General features: G+C 56.4%; 15 protein-coding genes. 12 read left to right on the top strand and 3 right to left on the bottom strand.

What is annotated here, in order from left to right:
• Nucleotides 1-178: 178 nt before the first annotated feature.
• From IE090_RS02735 to IE090_RS02725, 3 genes are all read left to right on the top strand, one after another.
• A complete protein-coding gene (locus tag IE090_RS02735; RefSeq protein ID WP_189386795.1) occupies nt 179-517 on the top strand; it encodes an HU family DNA-binding protein in 339 nt (112 codons plus the stop codon).
• A 330-nt stretch (nt 518-847) separates the two neighbouring features.
• On the top strand, nt 848-1,396 hold the full coding sequence (locus IE090_RS02730; RefSeq protein ID WP_229815382.1) for a uracil-DNA glycosylase family protein: 549 nt from the start codon (nt 848-850) through the stop codon (nt 1,394-1,396).
• The gene (locus IE090_RS02725; RefSeq protein ID WP_189386793.1) at nt 1,393-2,151 is read left to right on the top strand and encodes an SGNH/GDSL hydrolase family protein; all 759 of its coding nucleotides are present in this window, start codon (nt 1,393-1,395) and stop codon (nt 2,149-2,151) included. Before IE090_RS02730 ends, IE090_RS02725 begins: the two co-directional genes overlap by 4 nt.
• Here IE090_RS02725 and IE090_RS02720 read toward each other — a convergent pair.
• A complete protein-coding gene (locus IE090_RS02720) occupies nt 2,117-2,905 on the bottom strand; it encodes a hydroxyacylglutathione hydrolase (RefSeq protein ID WP_189386792.1) in 789 nt (262 codons plus the stop codon). The genes IE090_RS02725 and IE090_RS02720 overlap by 35 nt on opposite strands.
• Nucleotides 2,906-2,927: 22 nt before the next feature.
• Nucleotides 2,928-3,386, bottom strand: coding sequence for an HIT domain-containing protein (locus IE090_RS02715; RefSeq protein WP_189386791.1), 459 nt, complete (start codon nt 3,384-3,386; stop codon nt 2,928-2,930).
• A gap of 67 nt (nt 3,387-3,453) precedes the next feature.
• Between IE090_RS02715 and IE090_RS02710 the strand changes: the two genes are divergently transcribed.
• The 9 genes from IE090_RS02710 to IE090_RS02670 all read left to right on the top strand — a co-directional run bounded on the left by IE090_RS02710 (nt 3,454) and on the right by IE090_RS02670 (nt 19,082).
• Nucleotides 3,454-4,581, top strand: coding sequence for a GNAT family N-acetyltransferase (locus IE090_RS02710; protein WP_189386790.1), 1,128 nt, complete (start codon nt 3,454-3,456; stop codon nt 4,579-4,581).
• Nucleotides 4,582-4,682: 101 nt separating this feature from the next.
• A complete protein-coding gene (locus tag IE090_RS02705; protein WP_189386789.1) occupies nt 4,683-5,048 on the top strand; it encodes a hypothetical protein in 366 nt (121 codons plus the stop codon).
• 75 nt (nt 5,049-5,123) lie between these two features.
• Complete coding sequence (locus IE090_RS02700) at nt 5,124-6,359, top strand: TolC family protein (protein WP_189386788.1); 1,236 nt, start codon at nt 5,124-5,126, stop codon at nt 6,357-6,359.
• Nucleotides 6,349-7,632: an efflux RND transporter periplasmic adaptor subunit gene (locus IE090_RS02695; protein ID WP_189386787.1), complete on the top strand. Its 1,284-nt coding sequence runs from the start codon at nt 6,349-6,351 to the stop codon at nt 7,630-7,632. The genes IE090_RS02700 and IE090_RS02695 overlap by 11 nt, the downstream gene beginning before the upstream one ends.
• A 12-nt stretch (nt 7,633-7,644) precedes the next feature.
• Entirely contained in the window at nt 7,645-10,779 is a 3,135-nt protein-coding gene (locus IE090_RS02690; RefSeq protein WP_189386786.1) for an efflux RND transporter permease subunit, read from the top strand.
• 92 nt (nt 10,780-10,871) lie between these two features.
• Nucleotides 10,872-11,111, top strand: coding sequence for a hypothetical protein (locus IE090_RS02685; RefSeq protein ID WP_189386785.1), 240 nt, complete (start codon nt 10,872-10,874; stop codon nt 11,109-11,111).
• A 71-nt stretch (nt 11,112-11,182) separates the two neighbouring features.
• Nucleotides 11,183-17,008 (top strand): PAS domain-containing protein, encoded by a 5,826-nt coding sequence (locus IE090_RS02680; protein ID WP_189386784.1) that lies wholly within the window; start codon nt 11,183-11,185, stop codon nt 17,006-17,008.
• A gap of 23 nt (nt 17,009-17,031) precedes the next feature.
• Nucleotides 17,032-17,928, top strand: coding sequence for a diguanylate cyclase (locus IE090_RS02675; RefSeq protein ID WP_189386783.1), 897 nt, complete (start codon nt 17,032-17,034; stop codon nt 17,926-17,928).
• A 35-nt stretch (nt 17,929-17,963) separates the two neighbouring features.
• A complete protein-coding gene (locus tag IE090_RS02670; RefSeq protein WP_189386782.1) occupies nt 17,964-19,082 on the top strand; it encodes a response regulator in 1,119 nt (372 codons plus the stop codon).
• Nucleotides 19,083-19,110: 28 nt separating this feature from the next.
• On the opposite strand, the gene IE090_RS02665 is transcribed toward IE090_RS02670, so the two are convergent.
• Nucleotides 19,111-20,166, bottom strand: a complete 1,056-nt coding sequence (locus IE090_RS02665; protein WP_189386781.1) for a tRNA-queuosine alpha-mannosyltransferase domain-containing protein — start codon at nt 20,164-20,166, stop codon at nt 19,111-19,113.
• Nucleotides 20,167-20,201 lie beyond the last annotated feature (35 nt).

Below are 20,201 nucleotides of genomic sequence, written 5' to 3'. Positions count from 1 at the left end.
TCGCAACAACCCGCGTGATTATTCAACCAACACCAGGCATCACCACTTGCCGACAACGCCGTGTTTAGCTACAAACAACGTGTTTGGGGCCTGTTCAACCAGGCATAACAAGCCCTACAATCGCTCCCAATCAACAAAAACCGTCAACAACGCCCGCTAATAACAAAGGATATCTTCCATGACCGCGCGTAAAATCACGGCCGTTCGTGAAAAATACACCAAGACCCAACTGCTAAACGAAATTGCTGACAACACTGGCCTGAGCCGTAAAGATGTGGCCGCAGTGCTGGATGAACTCGGCATCGTCATCGAACGTCATATCAAAAAGCGCGCTGTAGGTGAGTTCACACTGCCAGGCTTGCTGAAAATCAAAACGGTTAAAAAACCGGCGCAAAAAGCCCGTAAAGGCGTACCTAACCCGTTCCGCCCAGGTGAGACCATGGACGTTGCTGCCAAGCCAGCATCAACCAAGGTGAAAGTGACCCCTCTGAAAAAGCTCAAGGACATGGCACTGTAACTCCTAGTCACCATGTCGGGCTTGCCATTCAACCCGCCGCAATCATTAGCGCAGTTGCTGCAGCAAGTCCGCCAATGTCGCATATGTGCGCCATGCTTACCCCACGGGCCAAGACCCGTGGTGGTAGCTCACTCTCGTGCCCTGAATCAGAAGTTCGTATATTTTCAGAGCGAATGGAAAGCGCTAGTGCAAGGTGCTGTTCGCAGGAAATATCAGGATCTTTTCAAGAGCAGCAACGCCGCAATGGGGCTTTCCATTCGTTCCCGTAGGGCGCGCCCTTCAAGCCCTCTGACTTCGTTCTGCCTCTTGCCAATGGAACCACCATTGCCTGTGAGCCACGTCTTGCCAGAGAACTGGAATGGCCCGCTGAAAGCATGCGAGCTTCTAATTCAGGGCACTGCACGCATCCTGATTATTGGCCAAGCACCTGGCAAAAAGGTCCACGACACCGGCATTCCCTGGAACGATGCCAGCGGCCAGCGTTTACGTCGCTGGTTAAATGTCGACGACCGCGTTTTTTATAACCCCGAACATTTTGCCATTGTGCCAATGGGATTTTGCTACCCAGGTAAAGGCAAAAGTGGCGACCTGCCCCCGCGTCCAGAATGCGCTGCCAACTGGCATGCACCCATACTTAGACAACTGCCGAATATCCAGTTAACACTGCTGATTGGCCAATATGCTCAGCGCCATTATTTAGCCAGCCAGCCTGACACCTTAACCGCAAGGGTCGATGCACTGCGCCATTTACAGCAGTGGCCAGATAAAATCCCCCTGCCACATCCATCGCCGCGCAATCAATTATGGCTAAAACGCCATCCTTGGTTTGAACAAGAGGTCATACCGCGGCTGCAACAACGCATCAGCGAGCTGCTATGAAACACTGGTTAAGCTACTTGGGTTATGTCGCGTTATTGCCCACCCTGCCCTGGGTCATGGCACAAGGACGACGGGTGCGTCGCGACACACCGCGCTTAGCCGCCAGCGGCGGTGACTGTGACGGCAGCGCTTTAGGCGATGGCAGCGCGACATTGAACCTGTTGCACCTAGGAGAAAGCACCGTCGCCGGAGTCGGTGTCGATGACATCCAACAAGGGCTGACTGCGCAACTGGCGTGCCATCTACAACGCCTTAAACCAAACACCTGGCGGCAAATACGCTGGCGCACCATCGCCGAAAACGGCACCACAGCGGCGCAACTGCTGGCCAAACTGCCTAAGCCAATGAGCGCGGATGTGCTGATCGTTACTCTCGGTGTCAACGACACCACTGGCTTTACCCGACGCTCAAATTGGGAGGCACACTTGCAAGCCATGGTGGAACGAGTGGACTGTCAGCATGTGGTCGTGACGCAGGTACCGCCGATGCAACACTTCCCGGCCCTGCCGAAACCGCTTAACTGGTGGTTAGGCCTGCGCGCCTGGCAACTGGATCAAAGCTTACAAACTCTGGCTCAGCAACACGACTGGCTGCACCAGCCCTTTGTTATGGCGTTGCAACCCCAATGGATGGCCAGCGATGGCTACCACCCCAACGCCAATGGTTATGATTTATGGGCCAATGCGATCGCAGAGTGCTTACTGGCCCACGGCAAGCCAACTACCACTGATCGCGCAGCCGACGCAGCGCCTTAAACACATCGCGATCACTGTCGCCTAAATCAGGAAACTGCTCACGCAGCCGCTGACGCATGGCATCGGCATGCAGCCGCAAAAACGGGTTGTACTCACGCTCCTGCCCTAACGTCATCACCGGCATGTCGTCTTCACCCAGCAGAGCCACTTGATCTTGCCAGTACGCCGCCATGGTGTTTTCAGGCTCGCGATCAAGCGCAAAACCCAAATTGTTTTTCATGTAATCGTGACCTGGGTAAAGCAAGGTGTCATCGGGCAGCGGCATCAGTTGCGACACAAAAGAGTCGTACATATCATCGACATTGCCACCGTTTTTGCAGTTGCCGGCACAAGCATTAAATAAGGTGTCGCCAGAGAACAACAGCGGCACCTCATCGTATTCACTGGCCGGCGCCAGCAAACACAGATGCACGGGTGTATGCCCTGGCGTATGCAGGGCCTGCAAACGCATGGTGCCCAGTTCAATCCAGTCGCCGGCCTTAATGCCATGGGCTTGATTAGGAATGCGGGCATTTTCATGCGCCCACACCGGCGCGCCGGTGGCGGCTTGCACCGCCGGGTTGCCTTCAATATGGTCGTGATGCTCGTGGGTATTGATGATGAGCTTGATGGTTAAATCGTGCTGCTGCGCCAAGGCCACCATGGCATCGCCGTCCAGCGGGTCCAAGGCAATGGCCTGGCGGCTGTGCTCACAGGCCAACAAATAATTAAAGTTGCGCAGTGCATTGTTCATGTAGCGGCGAAAAACCAGCATAACTCCCCCACAGCCTCAGCGATTACCAGTAAACGTTATTGGCCGCATCGTCGGCGGCTTCAACATCCTCAACAAAGTGTGAGCCCAGCAAGCTCTTCAGTTCAGCAACACGCTGCTCGAGCAGCTCAGCATCGTAAGGCTGTGGCGCGCTATGGCCCCAAACGGGTGCTGGCCAAGCCGGGTCATCCTCTTTGCGTACCACATGATGCACATGCAGCTGCGGCACGATGTTGCCCAGGGCACCAATATTCATTGAGCGAGCGGCAAAGTGGTCGGCGAGTTTTTCGGTGACCAACGCCGATTCTTTGGCCAGTTGAATACGGTCTTGCTCAGACAGGTGGTACACCTCAAATACGTCGGTACGCACGGGCACCAAAATCACCCAAGGGTAACGCACGTCATTCATCAGCAGCACCTGGCACAACGGCAGTCGCCCGACCCAGGCAGTATCGGCTTGTAGACGTTCATCCAGACGGAACATAATGCAATCTCCTGATTCTCAATTCCGCCCCCATAATAGGGCTGCAGCGCGCATAAATCACTGAAAGATGGCACTTTTTCGTATTTTTACCGACATCCATAAAGTCCCAGCGCCGGACTGGCAAGCCCTGGTAGGCAGCCGCTATCCGTTTCTCAGCCACGCGTTTTTAGCCGCCCTGCAAGACAACGGCTGCATTGGTGGCAACAGTGGCTGGCAACCGCTGTATCTTCTCAGCCAAGAAGGTGATTTAGCGCTGCCCTGCTTCGTCAAGCAGCACAGTTACGGCGAATACGTCTTTGATTGGAGCTGGGCGGATGCCTACGAGCGCCATGGCTTGGCCTACTACCCCAAACTTTTGTGTGCCGCGCCTTTTACACCCTCCTATGGCCCACGACTGCTAAGCGGCGAGCAACCACCCAGCGCGGAACAAATCCATCAAGCCACTCAAGCGTTGTCTGAGCTGTGCCAGCAACAGCAGTGGTCGGGCTGGCATTTAAATTTTATCCGCCCCGAGCTTAACGCACTGATGGCCGCCGAAACTTGCCATGTGCGCCTGGGCTGTCAGTTTCATTGGCACAACGCCGGCTACCAGGATTTTGATGATTTCCTACAGCGCTTTAACAGTCGCAAGCGCAAAAACGTGCGCAAGGAACGACAACAGGTGCACACCCAAGTGGAGCTTGAGCGTCTTCGTGGTGAGGCCATTCGCCCAGAGGACATCACTCGCTTTTTTCGCTGTTACCAGCTGACGTATTTAAAACGGCATTCCAGCGGCTATTTAAATGAAGCCTTCTTTCAGCAGCTGCGGCAAACCCTGGGCGAACAGCTGCTGCTGGTCAAAGCCAGCAAAGGCGGTGAAGGCATCGCCTATGCGCTGTATCTGTTCGATGACGACACCTTATACGGGCGCTATTGGGGCAGCCTGGAGGAGGTCAGCGGCTTGCACTTTGAAGCCTGCTATTACCAAGGCATTGAGTTTTGCATTGAACAAAAACTGCAGCGCTTTGACCCCGGCACCCAAGGCGAGCACAAAATCAGTCGTGGCTTTGAACCGACCCTCACCTACAGCGCTCATTGGCTGCGCCAGCCTGAGTTTCATGCCGCCGTCGGCGACTTTTGCCAAGAGGAGGCCGAGCACGTCAGGCGCTATCAAGACGATGCCGCCACCCTGTTGCCCTTTCGACGCGAGCCATAAACAAGCCAGCGTCAGATTGGGTAAATGGGCTTGCCTCGCGCGCCCAACCTGACTTTAATGGCAAGCTTATGAGTTCTTGTTATTCAGCCTGCCGAGCTTAAATGCGTTTTTTACTGATTGTGACATTGCTGCTGCAACACCTGGTGTTCAACACCGCGGTGGCCTCTGTGCATCTGTCACACAGTGAGCACGGTGGCCGCGAAACGCCGCATTTGCATGGCGATCAAATGATCAGCGACTTGCTGAATCTGGTCGGTCAAAACTCATTCGAACAAAACCACGAGCTAGAACACGAACATGACGGCAGCGAAGTGCATGTGCATGTGCATTTGCTTGCACCGCAAGCACAACTGCTGACCCCGAACTCCAACAACCTAAGCAGCCAGCGTTTTCAGCCGCCCTCATTGGGCGAGTTAGGGTTGCGCGCTCCGCCATTGCTGCCCCCTCCCAACCTTCTCCAGCACTAAATCGACAACAACGAGCGGCTACGGCCATGCAATGGCGCGCCGCACATGCGTATTTATTGTGTTTGGAGAACATCAATGATGTGTTTTCGCCATCGCCTGGCTATTTTGAGCCTGGCGCTGATCACCCCTGCCGCTTTGGCAGCGACACCACCCAGCAACTGGTGGTCGCAAGCCAGAGCGCAATTGCAACAACACCCCAACTGGCAGGCCACCCAGGCCCGCCACAGCAGCACTCAGGCCAGCGCAGAGCAAGCGGCCCTGCCGCGTTTCAACCCAGAGCTGGAAGGCGAATGGCAGCGCAGCAATGGCCAGCGCAGCTATCAAGTGGGTCTCAATCAAGAACTGGACGTCTGGAACAGCCGCCAAGCGTTGCAGCAGCAAGCACAACAACAAGTGACGGCCAGCCATGCCACCAACCGCTGGCGACAACTGCAGCAATGGATTAATGCCTTAAGCAGCGAGGTTAACTGGCAGGCCGCCCGCCAGCAGCAACAGCTGGCCGAGCAGCAGCAGCAGCGCTTATTGCAGCTGCAACAGCTGATACAGCGCCGCCAGCAACAAGGCGACGTCGGCCAACTGGATGCCGAACTGGCGTTTTTATCGCTATCTGAGCAGCGTCTAACGCTGGCGCAAAGTCAGCAACAGCAACTGCAAGCCGAGCAACAACGGCGCTGGTGGCTGGGTCAACTGGACGCCGCCCCAGAGCAGGCCTGGCAGCAGTTAAAGCAAGCGCAGCCTGAGTTTGAGGTCGACCAACATCCGCTGCTCCAAACGGCCAAAGCCCACTGGCAAGCCCAGCAAGCCACCGCCTTGGCCGCCCAGCGTGATCGTCGCAGCCGCCCCACCCTAGGGCTCACAGTGGGCAAAGAGGATCAGCAAACCGTCAGCGGTTTGAACCTGTCGCTGCCACTCAATGTTCGTAACGACTACGCCCCCGAGCAGCGGGCGCTGCAACAACAGGCATTGGCTTTGGAAGCCGATTATCGCGGCCAACGCCGCCAACTGCTGCAGCAATGGCAGCAAGCGCAGCAAAACTGGCGCAACTTCGACCAACAGTGGCAACAATGGCGCCAACACAGCCAGCAACGCCTGAGCCATACCGCCGAGCTTCTGCGCCAGCGCTGGCAGCAAGGTGACTTAAGCAGCGCCGACTATTTGCGCAGTCTGAATCAACTGGCCGCCAGCCAACGCGCCGGCATTGAACTGCAACGCCAAGCTCGACTGGCTAACTTGCAACGCTGGCTCAGCGCCGGACAACTCCCCACCTTCGTTCTTCCTGCCGCCACTGTGGAGACTCACCATGCTTCGTAATTTGACTTTGACCCTGCTGCTGGCTTCACCCGCCTTGGCGCTGGCCGGCGATGACCACTCAACCCATAGCCCAAACGGCCATGATCACGCATCACACAAGCAGCAACAGGCTGGCGACCATGACCACAGCGCCGATCATGCCAATGCCCATAAAGAGCACAAAGACGACGAGCACGATCATGCCAATCACAACCACTCAGGCGACGAGCATGATGAGCACACCCCAGATAAGCACGAGCATGCTGATGGCGATCACACTGAACACGCCAGCGCGGCCCATTTAACCGCACAGCAACAGCAACTGGCCGAACTCGAAATCGCCCCCTTGCAGCGAACCTCGCGGCCACACATCGTGCGCGCGCCGGCAGAAGTGGTCGCCAATGCCTATCAGACCTACGTCTTGAGCCCACGCAGCGACTCTTCTGTCGTGGCTCGGCACGTGGCGTTAGGCGATCACGTCAAAGCCGGGCAAGCCCTGGTCACCTTGTTTAGCGCCGACGTTGCCACCGCCCAAGCCAGTTATCGCCAAGCGCATTCAGAGTGGCAGCGAGTGCAATCGCTGGGGCGCAACACCGTCGGTGAGCAGCGCTACACCCGCGCACGCTCTAATTACGAGCAAAGCCAAGCGCAACTGCAGGCCTTTGGCCTCAATCAAGCGGACATCGAGGCTCTGCAAGGCAACGGCCAGCAACAGCTTGGCCAATATCAGCTGCGCGCCCAGGTCGATGGCACGGTCTTGAGCGATCCGTTTGAACAGGGCCAGCACCTGCCGGCCGGCACCGCCTTGATGCGCATTGCCAACGAACAGCAACTTTGGGTCGAAGTGCATTTGCCGGCTAGCGAAAACCTGTCGCTCACTCAGGCCCAACAGTTACGAGTCGCCATTGGCGACAGCCTGGTTGAAGCCCGTATTGGCCAGGATTCCCACACCATCGATCCGGTCACGCGCACGCGCAAGGTGCGTTTAGAAATCAACAACCCAGATCACCGCTTTCACCCCGGTATGTTTGCCACCGCCGAGCTGACATTTACCAGCCCGCCAGTATTGGCGGTGCCGGCGTCGGCCTTAATGCCAAGTCCGGATGGTCATTGGCAGGTTTTTGTGCAAACCGACAGCGATGCTTTCAGCGCGCAGGAGGTGGAACTGGGCCAGCGCTTTGGCGACTGGCAGCAGGTGCACGGCATTGAAGAAGGCGCTCGCCTAGTGATGCAGGGGGCGTTTTTTGTCGCCTCGCAACTGGCCAAAGACGGCTTTGACCCGCACAACCACTAGGAGCAAATGCGCATGTTAAACCAAACCATTGCCTGGGCCGTGCGCCAGCGCTTGCTGCTGCTCTTGGCTCTGATGGCGGCCAGTGTGTGCGCCATGCTGGTGATCCCTCGGCTCAATTTAGATGCCTTCCCGGACGTTACCAATGTCCAGGTCAGCATCAATACCGAAGCCCCCGGCCTTGCCGCCGAGGAAGTCGAACAGCTGATCAGCTACCCGATTGAAGCGGTCATGTATGCCTTGCCCGATGTCGAGGAAGTGCGTTCCGTGTCCAAAACCGGTCTGTCTGGTGTGACTGTGGTGTTTAAAGAAGGCACCGATATTTATTTCGCCCGCCAGCTGGTGTTTGAGCGGCTGCAAGCAGCGCGTGAGTTGATCCCGCAGGGGGTTGGTATTCCACAAATGGGGCCCAACACCTCGGGTTTAGGGCAAATATTTCAATACTTATTGATCGCTGAGCCAGACAGCGGCTATGACGTTATGGCGCTGCGCAGCCTCAACGATTGGCTGGTCAAACTGCTGCTGATGCCAGCGGAGGGCGTGACCGAAGTGCTGTCGTTTGGCGGCGAAGTGCGCCAGTACCAAGTCAATTTGCTGCCGGAGCGCTTGCTGGCCTATCAAATAACGCAACCACAGGTGATGGAGGCCATCGCCGCCAACAACCTGAATGTTGGTGGCTGGTACATGCCCCGTGGCCAGGAGCAGCTGGTGATTCGCGGCATGGGTTGGCTGGATGGCGGCCAGCAAGGCTTAGCGCAATTAAAATCACTGGCGATTAAAACCGTCGACGGCACCACCATTCGCCTGTCGGATTTGGCGCGCGTCGAACTTGGCGGCGAGATTCGCCAAGGCGCCGTCACCATGAGTCAGCGCCAGTCCGACGGCTCCGCCGAACCGTTAGGCGAAGTGGTCTCCGGCATTGTGCTCAAGCGCATGGGCGCCAACACCAAGGCCACCATCGATGCCATCAAAGAGCGCCTGCCCCGCATTCAGCAAGCTCTGCCAGACGGCGTGCGTTTGCAGCCCTACTACGACCAATCCAGCCTGATCGACCAAGCGGTGATGACCGTGGTCGACGCCTTGTTGATTGCCTTTGCTTTGATCGTGGTGGTGCTGGCGTTCTTTTTATTAAACCTACGTGCCACCTTGCTGGTGCTGTTATCGATTCCAGTATCCATTGGCTTGGCATTGATGATCATGGCGTTGCTGGGGTTGTCGGCCAACTTAATGTCGCTGGGAGGCTTGGCCGTCGCCATTGGCATGCTGGTCGATGGCGCCGTGGTGATGACAGAGCACCTTACCCGCCAACTGCAGCAGGATGAGCAAGAGCCAGAGCAAAACAGTCCGCAGCAGCGCATTGGTCAGGCTTGCCAGCAAGTCGCACGGCCGGTGTTTTTTGCCAGCAGCATTATTTTGGTGGTGTTTCTGCCGCTGTTCGCCTTTGAAGGCGTGGAAGCCAAGCTGTTCCAGCCCATGGCCATCAGCATTATGCTGGCGCTGTTGGCGGCACTGTTTACCGCGCTGCTGCTGATTCCGGCACTGGCGGCTTACCTGTTTAAAACCCCGCCACGACTGCGTCGCAACGCCTGGATCGACACTTGGCAACGGCAGTATCGCGCTGTGCTGCAGCGCCTCTTAAAGCGGCCGCGTGCGGTGTTGGCAGCGGTGTTGGCGTTGCTGCTGGCCACCAGCGCTTTGCTGCCGCGTTTAGGCACCGAGTTCGTGCCTGAACTGGAGGAAGGCACCCTCAACTTGCGCGTTACGCTGGCGCCTTCAGCCAGCCTAGATACCGCCTTGACTGTCGCGCCCAAACTCGAAGCGTTATTAATGACCTTCCCAGAGGTCACCTACGCCATGTCGCGCATCGGTCGTGCTGAAGTGGGTGGCGACCCGGAGCCGGTCAGCAATATCGAAATATACATCGGCCTTAAACCCGTTGCTCAGTGGCAAAGCGCTAGCAATCGCGTGGAACTGCAGCAAGCGATGCAAGCCAAGTTAGAGCAGCACCCAGGGCTGTTGTTTAACTTCTCACAACCCATTGCCACCCGCGTCGATGAACTGCTCTCCGGCGTTAAAGCTCAGCTGGCCATCAAGCTGTTTGGTCCTGACCTGGCGCAACTGGAGCAAACCGGCCTGGCCATTACCGAGCAGGTCAAGCAGGTCGATGGCACTCGCGATGTCGCTTTAGAACCCATTGCCGGCGAACAGCAATTGGTGGTGCGGCCGAATCGTGAAGCACTCTCGCGCTACGGGCTGGCCGTGGCAGATGTGCTGGCTTTGGTGCGCGATGGCTTAGGTGGCGCCAGTGCTGGGCAAATCATCCAAGGCAACGAGCGCTACGACATTTATGTGCGCCTGGCCAAGGAAAGCCGCCATCAGGTAGACGCCATTGCGCAGCTGCCGTTGATCAGCCCCAGCGGCGCTTGGCTGCGACTGCAAGACGTCGCCGAGGTCAACATCGAAGCCGGTCCACCGCAAATACGCCGCGACGATGTCCAGCGTCGGGTGGTGATTCAAGCCAACGTCGAAGGCCGCGATATGGGCAGCGTGGTGGCCGATATTCGCCAGCGCATCCAACAGCAAGTCGACATGCCCACAGGCTATTCAGTTGAGCTAGGAGGCCAGTTCAAAAGCCAGCAACGCGCCCAGCAACGTCTACTATTAGTGGTACCGCTGGCATTGGCGCTGATTGCCCTGCTGTTGTATCTGGCGTTTGGCCACTTGGGGCAAACGCTGTTGATTTTGGCCAATGTCCCCATGGCCGCCATCGGCGGGATTTGGGCGCTGTGGCTCAGCGGTCAGTATTTATCCGTCCCCAGCTCAGTGGGCTTTATTACCTTATTTGGTGTGGCGGTACTCAATGGCGTGGTGCTGGTGTCACAAATCAACCAGCAACGCCAGCGTCAAACATCCAGCCAAGTCCTAGATGAAGCCATTATCGAGGGCGCCGTGTCGCGTTTGCGCCCGGTGTTGATGACGGCCATCACCTCGGCCTTGGGGTTAATACCCATGCTGCTAAGTCAAGGCGTCGGCGCCGAGATTCAAAGGCCGTTGGCCACGGTCATTGTCGGCGGCTTGCTGACGTCAACGCTATTAACGCTGATTGTGCTGCCGGTGTTTTACCGCCGTTTTAGCCCTTCGCAAGGGTAATTCAACAGGCAAGGTCACCGCACCGCCACCATGCGTGGCGGTGTTTTTTTTGCTATAAAGCCGCCCTCGATTAAAACCGTGGCGGAGGCCAGATGCCCAGAGAGATCCCCCCCATGCGTGCCTATCGCGTGCGCCACCTGCTGGTGTTTGCCCGCAAAGGTACCGAAGCCAAACTGCTGGCGGCGCCGGAGCTGCGCCCCATGAGTGAGTGGCAACAGGATGTTTCCGCCTGGGTGGCTTTGCGCGCCAACCGCGAGCCTGCCTTAGATGATCAACTCGATGCCAGCCAAGCAGAGCCTTACATCGACCGTTCTCTGTCGGGCAAGCCATAAAACTGACATATCTGGCAGGCATGTACGACTGGGCTAGGCTGTAGAAACATTCTTCGTCCTGGCGCCCCTGCATGGCCAAGCCAAACGCCCAACCATCTGCCACTCGCGGCTCTCCGTTGCAGCGCTTTATCTTGCTCAGATTGCTGCTGATCGTGATGCTGCCCATGCTGGCGGTGGCCAGCATCAACCTCTGGCTTGCCAGTCAGCAGCTTGAACAAAAAGCCCGCCAACAGTTTGAACAACAAGCAGAGCAAAACGCCAAATTGCTGCAGCGCTGGCTAAACATGCGCCTCGCCGATGCGCGTTTGTACGCACGCGGCGCAGGCCTGGACACCATCACCCAGCGGTTGGTTGATCATTGGCAAAAAACTCAACTGCCAGCCCCAGAATTTATTGCCACGCCACTGTGGCAAAGCATTCACCAAGCCTATCAACAGCGCACTCGGGCATTGCCGCTGCACGACCAGCTATTTCATAACTTACTGTTGATCAGCCGCGATGGCACGGTTCTGCTGAGCGCCCGCCCTACCTCCTGGCTCGGCCAAAACCTGTTACAAGAGAAGCGCCCATCGCCATTAAGCACCAGCATTAAAGCGACACTGAGCGACGGGCTCGATCATTTATCGACGGCCCAGCCACTGGCAGGTGGCTTTAGCAGCTGGTATGTCGACACCCTAGGCGATGCAGGCTTAGTGGCCCTGCAGCTGGATTTCAGCCAGCTTGAGCATATCGTCGCCCCCCTTCATGGCCAGCGCCGCAACCTGATCGTCAACCAGCAAGGTGAGTTACGCACCCCCTTGCCAGCTTTCGTCGACAGCACCAGCAGCGGCCAAGCACACAAGGCACTGACCACAGAGTTCAGTGACGTGGGGCTGACGGACTATTTATCCTTCGATGGTGTAGCAGTGACGGGCATGCGCCACACCGTTAGCGCCGCCGATCAGACTTGGTATCTCATCACCGAAACCCCAACCGCTGAACTATCTCAAGCGGCACGCTACCTATGGCATACCGTCGCCCTCTATGTGCTGGCCGCAGCCCTACTCTCAATCGCAGCCGCCGCCCTACTGGCACGCCACTTGGCCGCTCCGATTCAGCGCCTCAGCCAGCCCGATAGCGCCCTGACCACCGCAGCCAGTAGCTCTATTATCGAACTGGAGCAAATACGCCAAGAGCTGCAAAACAACAACAAACGCCACCAGCAGCAGCAGGACCTAATCAACGACAGCTTGCTCAAATCACATCAGCATTTGGCACAACTGAGCGATCAAAAAGAAGCGCTGGATCAGCATTGCATTATCTTGTTGGTCGGCCCCGATGGTCGTATTAAAAATGCCAACCGGCATTTTTGTCGACTCAGTGGTTACCAACCAGAAGAGCTGTTGAACAAAACCCTAGACGAGCTGGACCCAGAACCCTTTGGCACCAGCGGCTGGCACATCAACCGCGCGCTGCAGCAAGGCCAGAGCTGGACCGGCGTTGTTCATGGCCATGACCGCCATTGCCAGAGCTTCTGGTTACAGGCCACCGTCATTCCACTGCGCCGCCAGCAGGGCACCATGTATGTTTGCACAGATATCAGTGTGCAGCAGCGCACCCAACAGGTGTTAACCGAGCTACATCAGATCACGTCCGATAACCACCTCAACTTAGAGCGGCGCATTAATGCGATGCTAGAGCTGGGCTGTCGAGTCTTTGAACTGCCGATCGGCATTGTCAGCGATATTCAGGGCAACACCTATACCGTGCGCTACGTTCAGGCCCCCGAAGGTGCTCTCAGTCGGGGCGACCAGTTTAATTTAGGCGATACCTACTGCGTACACACCCTGATGGCCAATGCCCCCATTGCCTATCATCACGCAGGCCATAGCGACATTGCTGAACATCCTTGCTACCAAAAATTTAAATTAGAGTCCTATGTTGGCAGCCCCCTATTTATACAAGGCCAGCGCCGGGGAACCGTTAACTTCTCTGGCCCTGAGCTGCGCTCACAACCATTCTCTGCGCAAGAGCTGGAGTTGGTGCAGCTAATCAGTCAGTGGGTCGGGCTAGAGATCGGGCGCGCCCAAGGCCAACAGGCGCTGCAGCGCCAAGACCGCCTGCTGCAGCAAGTCAGCACGCAAGCGCGAATAGGTGGCTGGGAAGTAAACCTAGTAGAGCAAGAGGTGTACTGGTCGGATATGACCCGCGCCATTCACCGAGTACCGGATGACTTTGTCCCTACGCTGGAACAAGGTATTGAGTTTTACAAGGCAGGCGCCAGCCGCGAGCGTATTCAAGAAGTCGTGCAACGAGCCATTGAGCACGGCACCCCGTGGGATGAAACACTGCAAATCGTCACCTACGATGGCCACGACATCTGGGTGCAAGCTCGGGGCCAAGCAGAGTTCAGGAAAGACCAATGCGTGCGTTTGTTCGGTTCGTTCCAAGACATTAACGACCAAGTGCTGGAGCAGCACCGCAACGAGCTGGTGTTACGCTCCACTGCCGTTGGTGTGTGGGATTGGCAACTGGACAGCGGCAAAACCCAGTTTAATGAGCGCTGGGCTGAGATTGTGGGCTACTCACTGGCTGAGCTGGAACCCACCACCATCGACACTTGGATGTCCCTGGCACACCCAGACGATCTGGCCGAGTCCGAGCGCCTGCTGCAGCAACACTGGCAAGGAGAAAGCGAGTATTACGTGTGCGAGGCGCGCATGCGCCATAAAGAGGGCCACTGGATCTGGGTGTTGGATACCGGCCAGGTCATCGAATGGTCAGAAGATGGCAACCCCCTTCGCATGATCGGCACCCACCTCGACATCAGTGAGCGCAAACGCAGTGAACAGGCACTGGCCACCCTCAATCAGCGCTTAAGCTTGGCCCGCGATGCCGCTGGCATGGGTATTTGGGAGGTCGACATCAAGACCGGCCACGTGATTTGGGACGACGGCATGTTTGAACTGTTCGGCGTGCGCCCAGAAAGCTTCAACCACAGCGCCCAAGATTGGCTCAACTGCGTTCATCCAGCCGACCGAGAACAGGCTGCCGAGGCATTCAAGCGCAGCGTCAGCGACAGACACAGCATGAACAGTGAATTTCGCATCATCAGCCACCCAGATGGGCTGCGCTACATTCAGGCCAATGCCCAAGTGGTGACCGACGACGACGGCAATGCCGAGCGAGTCATTGGCGCCAACTACGACATCACTGCCCTACGTCAGCAGCAACAGCAGGCTGAACGGGCACTGTCGCTGATCGAAGCCAGCTTAGAAGCCACCGACAATGGCGTGCTGGTCACCAGTACCGAGGGACGCATCTTGCGCTGGAACCACAGGCTGCTAGAAATGTGGCGACTGCAAAGCCACCAGCTGCAAGGCAAAACCCATAAACAGTTGCTGCAGCACATTGTCCCTCAGCTGCAGCGCGCCCAAGGGGTGAGCCAGCAGATGCAGGAGCTCTATGCCAACCCAGAGCAAGGGGCTTTTGATTTACTGGAGTGTGCCGATGGGCGTGTATTTGAGCGCTCATCATTGCCGATGATGGTGGAGCATCAAGCCATTGGCAGAGTTTGGAACTATCGCGATATCACCTCGCAACAGCGCAACCAAAAGGCTCTGATTGAGGCCCGCCAGCAAGCCGAGGCGGCACTGCTCGCCAAAAGTCAGTTCCTAGCGTCCATGAGCCATGAAATACGTACGCCCATGAACGGCATCATCGGCATGCTAGAGCTTATGCGCAATACACCGCTGACCGAAGAGCAGCAACACCGTATCAGTCTGGCCCGCAGCAGTGCTCAGTCGCTGTTGAGCTTAATTAACGACATACTCGATTTTTCCAAGATCGAAGCACAAAAGCTGACGTTAGCGGCGGAGCGCTATGACTTGGTGGCCATGGCAGGGGACTGTGTTGAGGGGCTGGCTCAACTGGCACAGGACAAAGATTTAGAGCTAATCCTCGACACCTCTGCCATCCAGTGCCAGCACATTCTCGGCGATGAGGGGCGCAGCCGTCAGGTTCTGACCAACCTAGTGGGTAATGCCATTAAGTTTACCGAAACCGGCGACATCGAGGTGTGCCTCCAAACCAGCGCAGCGGACAAGCGCCCCTGTCGTGTTGAGGTCGCGATACGCGACACTGGCATCGGCATTCCCGCAGACGCCCTAGCCAGCCTCTTTGACGCATTCAGTCAGGTCGACGCCTCACATAGCCGCCGCTTTGGCGGTACTGGCCTCGGCCTAGCCATCGTGCGCCAACTGCTGCAATTAATGCAGGGCGACATTCACGTCGATAGCGAACTGGGGCACGGTAGCGTGTTCACTGCCCACTGGTACGTTGATGAGGGCTGGTCAAGGCAAGCAGCCTCACAACCCAAACGCCAGATATTGATAGTAACCAGCCACTCGAAACTGGCGCACAGCATAAGCGCCATGCTGTCACACCTAAATGCCGACAGCACCACCTGCTTAACGGTGGAGCAAGCACTGTCGCAGGCCAAGCCAGGCCAGTTTGACACCGTATTAATGGATCACAGCCTGGCCTTAAGCGAAAACGCCCAGGGGCAATTGGCTAGCCACCAGTTGCAACAGCAGGCAGACTGTCGGCTGGTCATGATGACGCCCATGCATTTTCACAGTGAACCCGATGCCCTGAATCAGGCCGGCATCGACTGGTGGTTCCCAAAGCCGGTCACAGAGCAAGATTTGCTGCGCGCGCTGGATGAAAGCGCCAGCAGCCGCTGGCAACAACGCGACAGTTTTTTGGGGCAAGGCAGCTGGCAGCATTTGCTGTTAGTAGAGGATAACCAAATCAATCAACTGGTCGCCTCTGAGCTACTGGGGGCGATGGGCTATCGCGTCAGCATCGCTGACAATGGTCGGCAGGCACTGGCGCTGCTGCAGCCATCGAGCGATCCGATAGAGCTCATCTTGATGGACTGCCAAATGCCAGACATGGACGGCTATGAAGCCACTCGTCGCATCCGTGCAGGCGAGGCTGGGCCAGCTGCGGCTGAGCTGCCCATTATCGCCATGACCGCCAATGCGATGGAAGGCGATAAGCAAAGCTGCCTCGAAGCTGGAATGGATGACTATTTATCGAAGCCGGTTAATGTGCAAGCCGTGCAGCAGAAACTGAATCAGTGGCTGCAAGCGCCCATACCCAACCCCACACCCAACCCCACACCCAAAGCAGCTGCAGCCATTGACGCGCCCTCACCCACATCGCCTGCCGCACCAAAATCTACCCACAGGAGCGAGGCACAACGCGAGACCGTCAACGAGGCCGACACAAGCCAAGGTGAAGTGACTCAAAACAAGGAAACCATCGAGCCTATCTGGTTATCTGACGAAGCACTGCAGCGCATGATGGGCAACGAAACCTTATTGAAGCGCCTGCTCGATTTGTTCTTGCAAGAGCAGCCTGGCCGCATTGAAGCTTTAAAGCAGTCGCAACAACAAGGCAATGGCCCTGCCATCAACGCCGAAGCACACACCATCAAAGGGGCTGCAGCCAATCTTGGCGCAGAGCAAGTCAGACGACTGGCAGAACAACTGGAGCACAACAGCCGTCAAGCACCAGATGACGATCACAGCACAGCCATAGCCGAACTGGAGCAAGCGATACAACGCTTTAGCCTGCACATCCAGTCATTGCAGGCGGCGGATGAGCCAGCCAAGCAACCATCACCAAGTCGCGACCAGCTCAGCGAGGCTGACATCGCAGAACTGCGCCAGTTACAAATCGAGCTTGAGTTAGCTAACTATATTGATAGTAATGATTACGCTGTGCTCCATACCGAGCTGAGCGAACCGGCATTGGCGCAACAATTGCTTACTATTCGCCAAGCCATTGACCGTTTCGATAGCGAAACCGCCAACGCTCAGCTGCAAGCAGTGCTTAGACGTTTCTCTTAACCGGCCGTCATAACGGGTGATCGATGAATGAAAGTGCCAAGCACGATACAGAAACACCAGGTACGGTGCTGATAGCCGACGACAGCGCAGAAAACCTACAGGCGTTAGCCGCCTGTTTGCGCGATAACTTCCAGATAAAAGTGGCAATGGGCGGCTGTCAGTGTCTGGAGTTGGCTCAGCGCTTTGCTCCGGACGTGATTCTGCTTGATGTCGAAATGCCCGATATGAATGGCTTTGAAGTCTGTCAGCAACTGAAGTCCAACCACGTCACCCAAGACATTGCAATCATCTTTGTTACCGGCAGAACCCACCAGCGTTCAGAGGAGCAAGGTTTGGAGCTGGGCGCGGTCGACTATTTATTTAAACCTATTCGCCCAGCCATCGTGCGTGCACGCGTGCAAACGCACATTACCCTAAAGCGCCAGCGTGACCATCTCGCCCACTTGGCCATGCATGATCAACTGACCGGCTTGTATAACCGCCACTATTTAATGAACCATATTGATTACCGCTTGGCGCGCAGCCGCCGCCACGGCTATGAGCTGGCGGTTTTGCTGTTAGATATTGATCATTTCAAAACCATCAACGATGACTTAGGGCACCAACAGGGCGACAGGGTGCTAGCAGGCTTGGGGCAGTTTTTGGTGAGCTTTTTTCGGATAGAAGATTTGGTTGCCCGCATTGGTGGTGAGGAGTTTTTTGTACTACTAGACCCTTGCCCCTCCGATCAAGTCATAGCCAAAGCGCAACAGCTACGCATCGCCGTGAGCGAGTTTAACCCAGACCGAGTCCCCATTACTGTGAGTATTGGCGCCACCCATATCCATGCCGAGGACTCGCTAAACTCAGTGCTGAAACGAGCAGACTTAGCACTGTATGACGCCAAGCAAAACGGCCGCAACCAGGTTTGCCAACGCTAACGGCACCGTCAATAAAAAACGTCATGGAGCTTTGTATGGCCAAGATTTTAATCGTCGATGACGCCGCTGATAATCGCTTAATGCTGCAAACGCTACTCGAAACACAACACCAGATCGAGGAAGCCGATAGCGGTAAAGCGTGCTTACAAGCGGTAGCATCGAACGCACCGGACCTAATTTTACTGGACATTATGATGCCAGGCATGAGTGGCTATGAGGTTTGCGTCGAGCTTAAGTCGCACACGGCCACGGCTAATATCCCCATTGTTTTTGTTTCTGCCAAAGAGACCGCCGAAGAACGCTTGCAAGGGTTTGAAGCCGGCGCCGATGGCTACCTGACCAAGCCCGTAGACGGTCATAAGCTACAGCAGCTGGTGACAGATAAGCTCAAGCAAGCGCAGCAACAGAGTGAGTCCAAGGAACAGGCGAACCAAGCCATGCAGGTCGCTATGGAGGCCATGACGCACAGTTCAGAGCTGGGCAATATCATCGATTTTGTACGCCAAACTCAGCAAATACGCAGCGCTGAGTCGCTGGCTGCTGCGGTAATAGCCAGCGCTGCCTCGTTTCAGCTCAGCGCCTACGTATTAATCAACACAGATACTCCTGTGATCGTTGGCTGTGCGCCAGAGGATTTAGCCGGACAACTATTACAAAAGTTTCGCCACCACCCCAAAGGCATTACTCATCATGGTATCCGCACTATTATTCACGCGCCGCAAGTGGTGCTGCTAATTAAAAACATGCCGCTGGAGGATGAAAACCGCTACGGGCGTTTAAAAGACCACCTTGCCATTTTGGTCGATATTGCCTGCGGTCAGGCACAGCTATTGGTAGCAGAACAACGGTTCGAAGCGCTGCGCCAAGACATGCTCACCGAAGTCATTCAGCTAACCGAATCAACCATCAAGCAAACCAGTGCCGAGGTGCGTCAGCAAACAAACAGCATCAGCCAAGAAGTGATGGAAATGGTTGAGCAACTCGAATCCATGCTGTTTAGCCTCGGGCTTGACGAAGACCAAGAAACCAAGCTTATGCGCTTGGCTCACACAACGTCTGACCGATTAAGGCAAAAAAGCCAGTTACTGGAAGCCATCGACGAAGCGTTGGGCAAAGTATTAGAAGCGCTCTACGACTACCAGAGTCGCCACTAAAGCACTTCAGAATGCTACTTGCCACAGGCTAGGCCAAGCCGCCGTTGGAGATCTTCCCCAGCCAACTCTGCCAACGCGCCTTCACCGCCGGTGCCAGCCAAGCGCCAATGTCAGCCGCTGGTAGCTGCTGCCAGTTCTGTAACTTAGCGGCAGCCGCTTGCATATCGCCGGCAATATAGCGGCACTGCGGCGGATATTGCTCGCGATAACACAACGCATCTGGCACCAGAGGTTTGGCACCGGCACTCACGGCTTCCAGCATGGCTAGGCCTTGGAACTCATGATCAGCGCAGCTCACCGCTACATCCGCCTGTTGTAACCAGCGCAAATACTCATCTCGCGGCGGAAAGTCATCCACCACAATCCAATCACTAAATTCTTGGCGAATGGCCATTAAGGCCGCAGGCACCTGCTGCGGGCGACTACCCAGCAAGGCCAGCCTTACTGGCTGGTGCAGCTGGCGCAACAGTGCCAGAAAGCGATCGGGCCGCTTGTCATATTCCCAACGGTGGTTCCACAGAACCAAGGGCAGCGACGATGCTGCCCTCGGGCTGATCGCTACTGGCTCGACCATAACGGGCAGTATTTGACTGCGTTGCTGCAACTGTTCGACTACCCCCAGCGGCACTTGATCGGGCAGGCGCTTCAGTAATGCCGCCAGTCCCTGCAGAAAACTGTCACGATTGTAAGCCGAGTTAAACAGCAGCTGTTGTGCCGCCAAGGCACCGTAGAGCTGCACCATTTGCGGGTCAACGGAGGCATGTTGTTGCTGGCTCACGGGGTAAGCAAACTGGTTTTCATGAAAGTAATAACTGGCCGGCACTGCCGCCAGCTGGGGCAGCAAGCCACGCAAAGTGGCCAGATCGACCATGCTGGTCGCCAGCACATGATCCGGTTGCCAGCCTTGCAGAAGCGTTTGCAACGGCTGCAACCAGGACAACGGATTGCCCCGAATGCGCCAGCGAAAGTAGCGCCCAGGCAGCTCGAATACACGCCAGTCGGCCTGTAACTGCCTTTGCAAGCCATCTGCCCACTGGGCATGGCTATCACTGCGGTAGGCAGACAACATCAAGATGGATTTCATGGCTCAGTTGCGGGTTGGGGCTTTGCTGCTAGTTT

The organism is Bacterioplanes sanyensis (assembly GCF_014652515.1).
Classification (GTDB): Bacteria; Pseudomonadota; Gammaproteobacteria; order Pseudomonadales; family Oceanobacteraceae; genus Bacterioplanes; species Bacterioplanes sanyensis.
The sequence above is the reverse complement of the archived record's forward strand: the minus strand, read 5'-3'. Positions and strand labels throughout refer to the sequence as shown.

Bases quoted from the DNA above. Each gene is read 5' to 3' on its own strand.
- IE090_RS02735 (WP_189386795.1), top strand. From the start codon at position 179: ATGACCGCGCGTAAAATCACGGCCGTTCGTGAAAAATACACCAAGACC.
- IE090_RS02725 (WP_189386793.1), top strand. From the start codon at position 1,393: ATGAAACACTGGTTAAGCTACTTGGGTTATGTCGCGTTATTGCCCACC.
- IE090_RS02720 (WP_189386792.1), bottom strand. From the start codon at position 2,905: ATGCTGGTTTTTCGCCGCTACATGAACAATGCACTGCGCAACTTTAAT.
- IE090_RS02715 (WP_189386791.1), bottom strand. From the start codon at position 3,386: ATGTTCCGTCTGGATGAACGTCTACAAGCCGATACTGCCTGGGTCGGG.
- IE090_RS02710 (WP_189386790.1), top strand. From the start codon at position 3,454: ATGGCACTTTTTCGTATTTTTACCGACATCCATAAAGTCCCAGCGCCG.
- IE090_RS02705 (WP_189386789.1), top strand. From the start codon at position 4,683: ATGCGTTTTTTACTGATTGTGACATTGCTGCTGCAACACCTGGTGTTC.
- IE090_RS02700 (WP_189386788.1), top strand. From the start codon at position 5,124: ATGATGTGTTTTCGCCATCGCCTGGCTATTTTGAGCCTGGCGCTGATC.
- IE090_RS02695 (WP_189386787.1), top strand. From the start codon at position 6,349: ATGCTTCGTAATTTGACTTTGACCCTGCTGCTGGCTTCACCCGCCTTG.
- IE090_RS02690 (WP_189386786.1), top strand. From the start codon at position 7,645: ATGTTAAACCAAACCATTGCCTGGGCCGTGCGCCAGCGCTTGCTGCTG.
- IE090_RS02685 (WP_189386785.1), top strand. From the start codon at position 10,872: ATGCCCAGAGAGATCCCCCCCATGCGTGCCTATCGCGTGCGCCACCTG.
- IE090_RS02680 (WP_189386784.1), top strand. From the start codon at position 11,183: ATGGCCAAGCCAAACGCCCAACCATCTGCCACTCGCGGCTCTCCGTTG.
- IE090_RS02675 (WP_189386783.1), top strand. From the start codon at position 17,032: ATGAATGAAAGTGCCAAGCACGATACAGAAACACCAGGTACGGTGCTG.
- IE090_RS02670 (WP_189386782.1), top strand. From the start codon at position 17,964: ATGGCCAAGATTTTAATCGTCGATGACGCCGCTGATAATCGCTTAATG.
- IE090_RS02665 (WP_189386781.1), bottom strand. From the start codon at position 20,166: ATGAAATCCATCTTGATGTTGTCTGCCTACCGCAGTGATAGCCATGCC.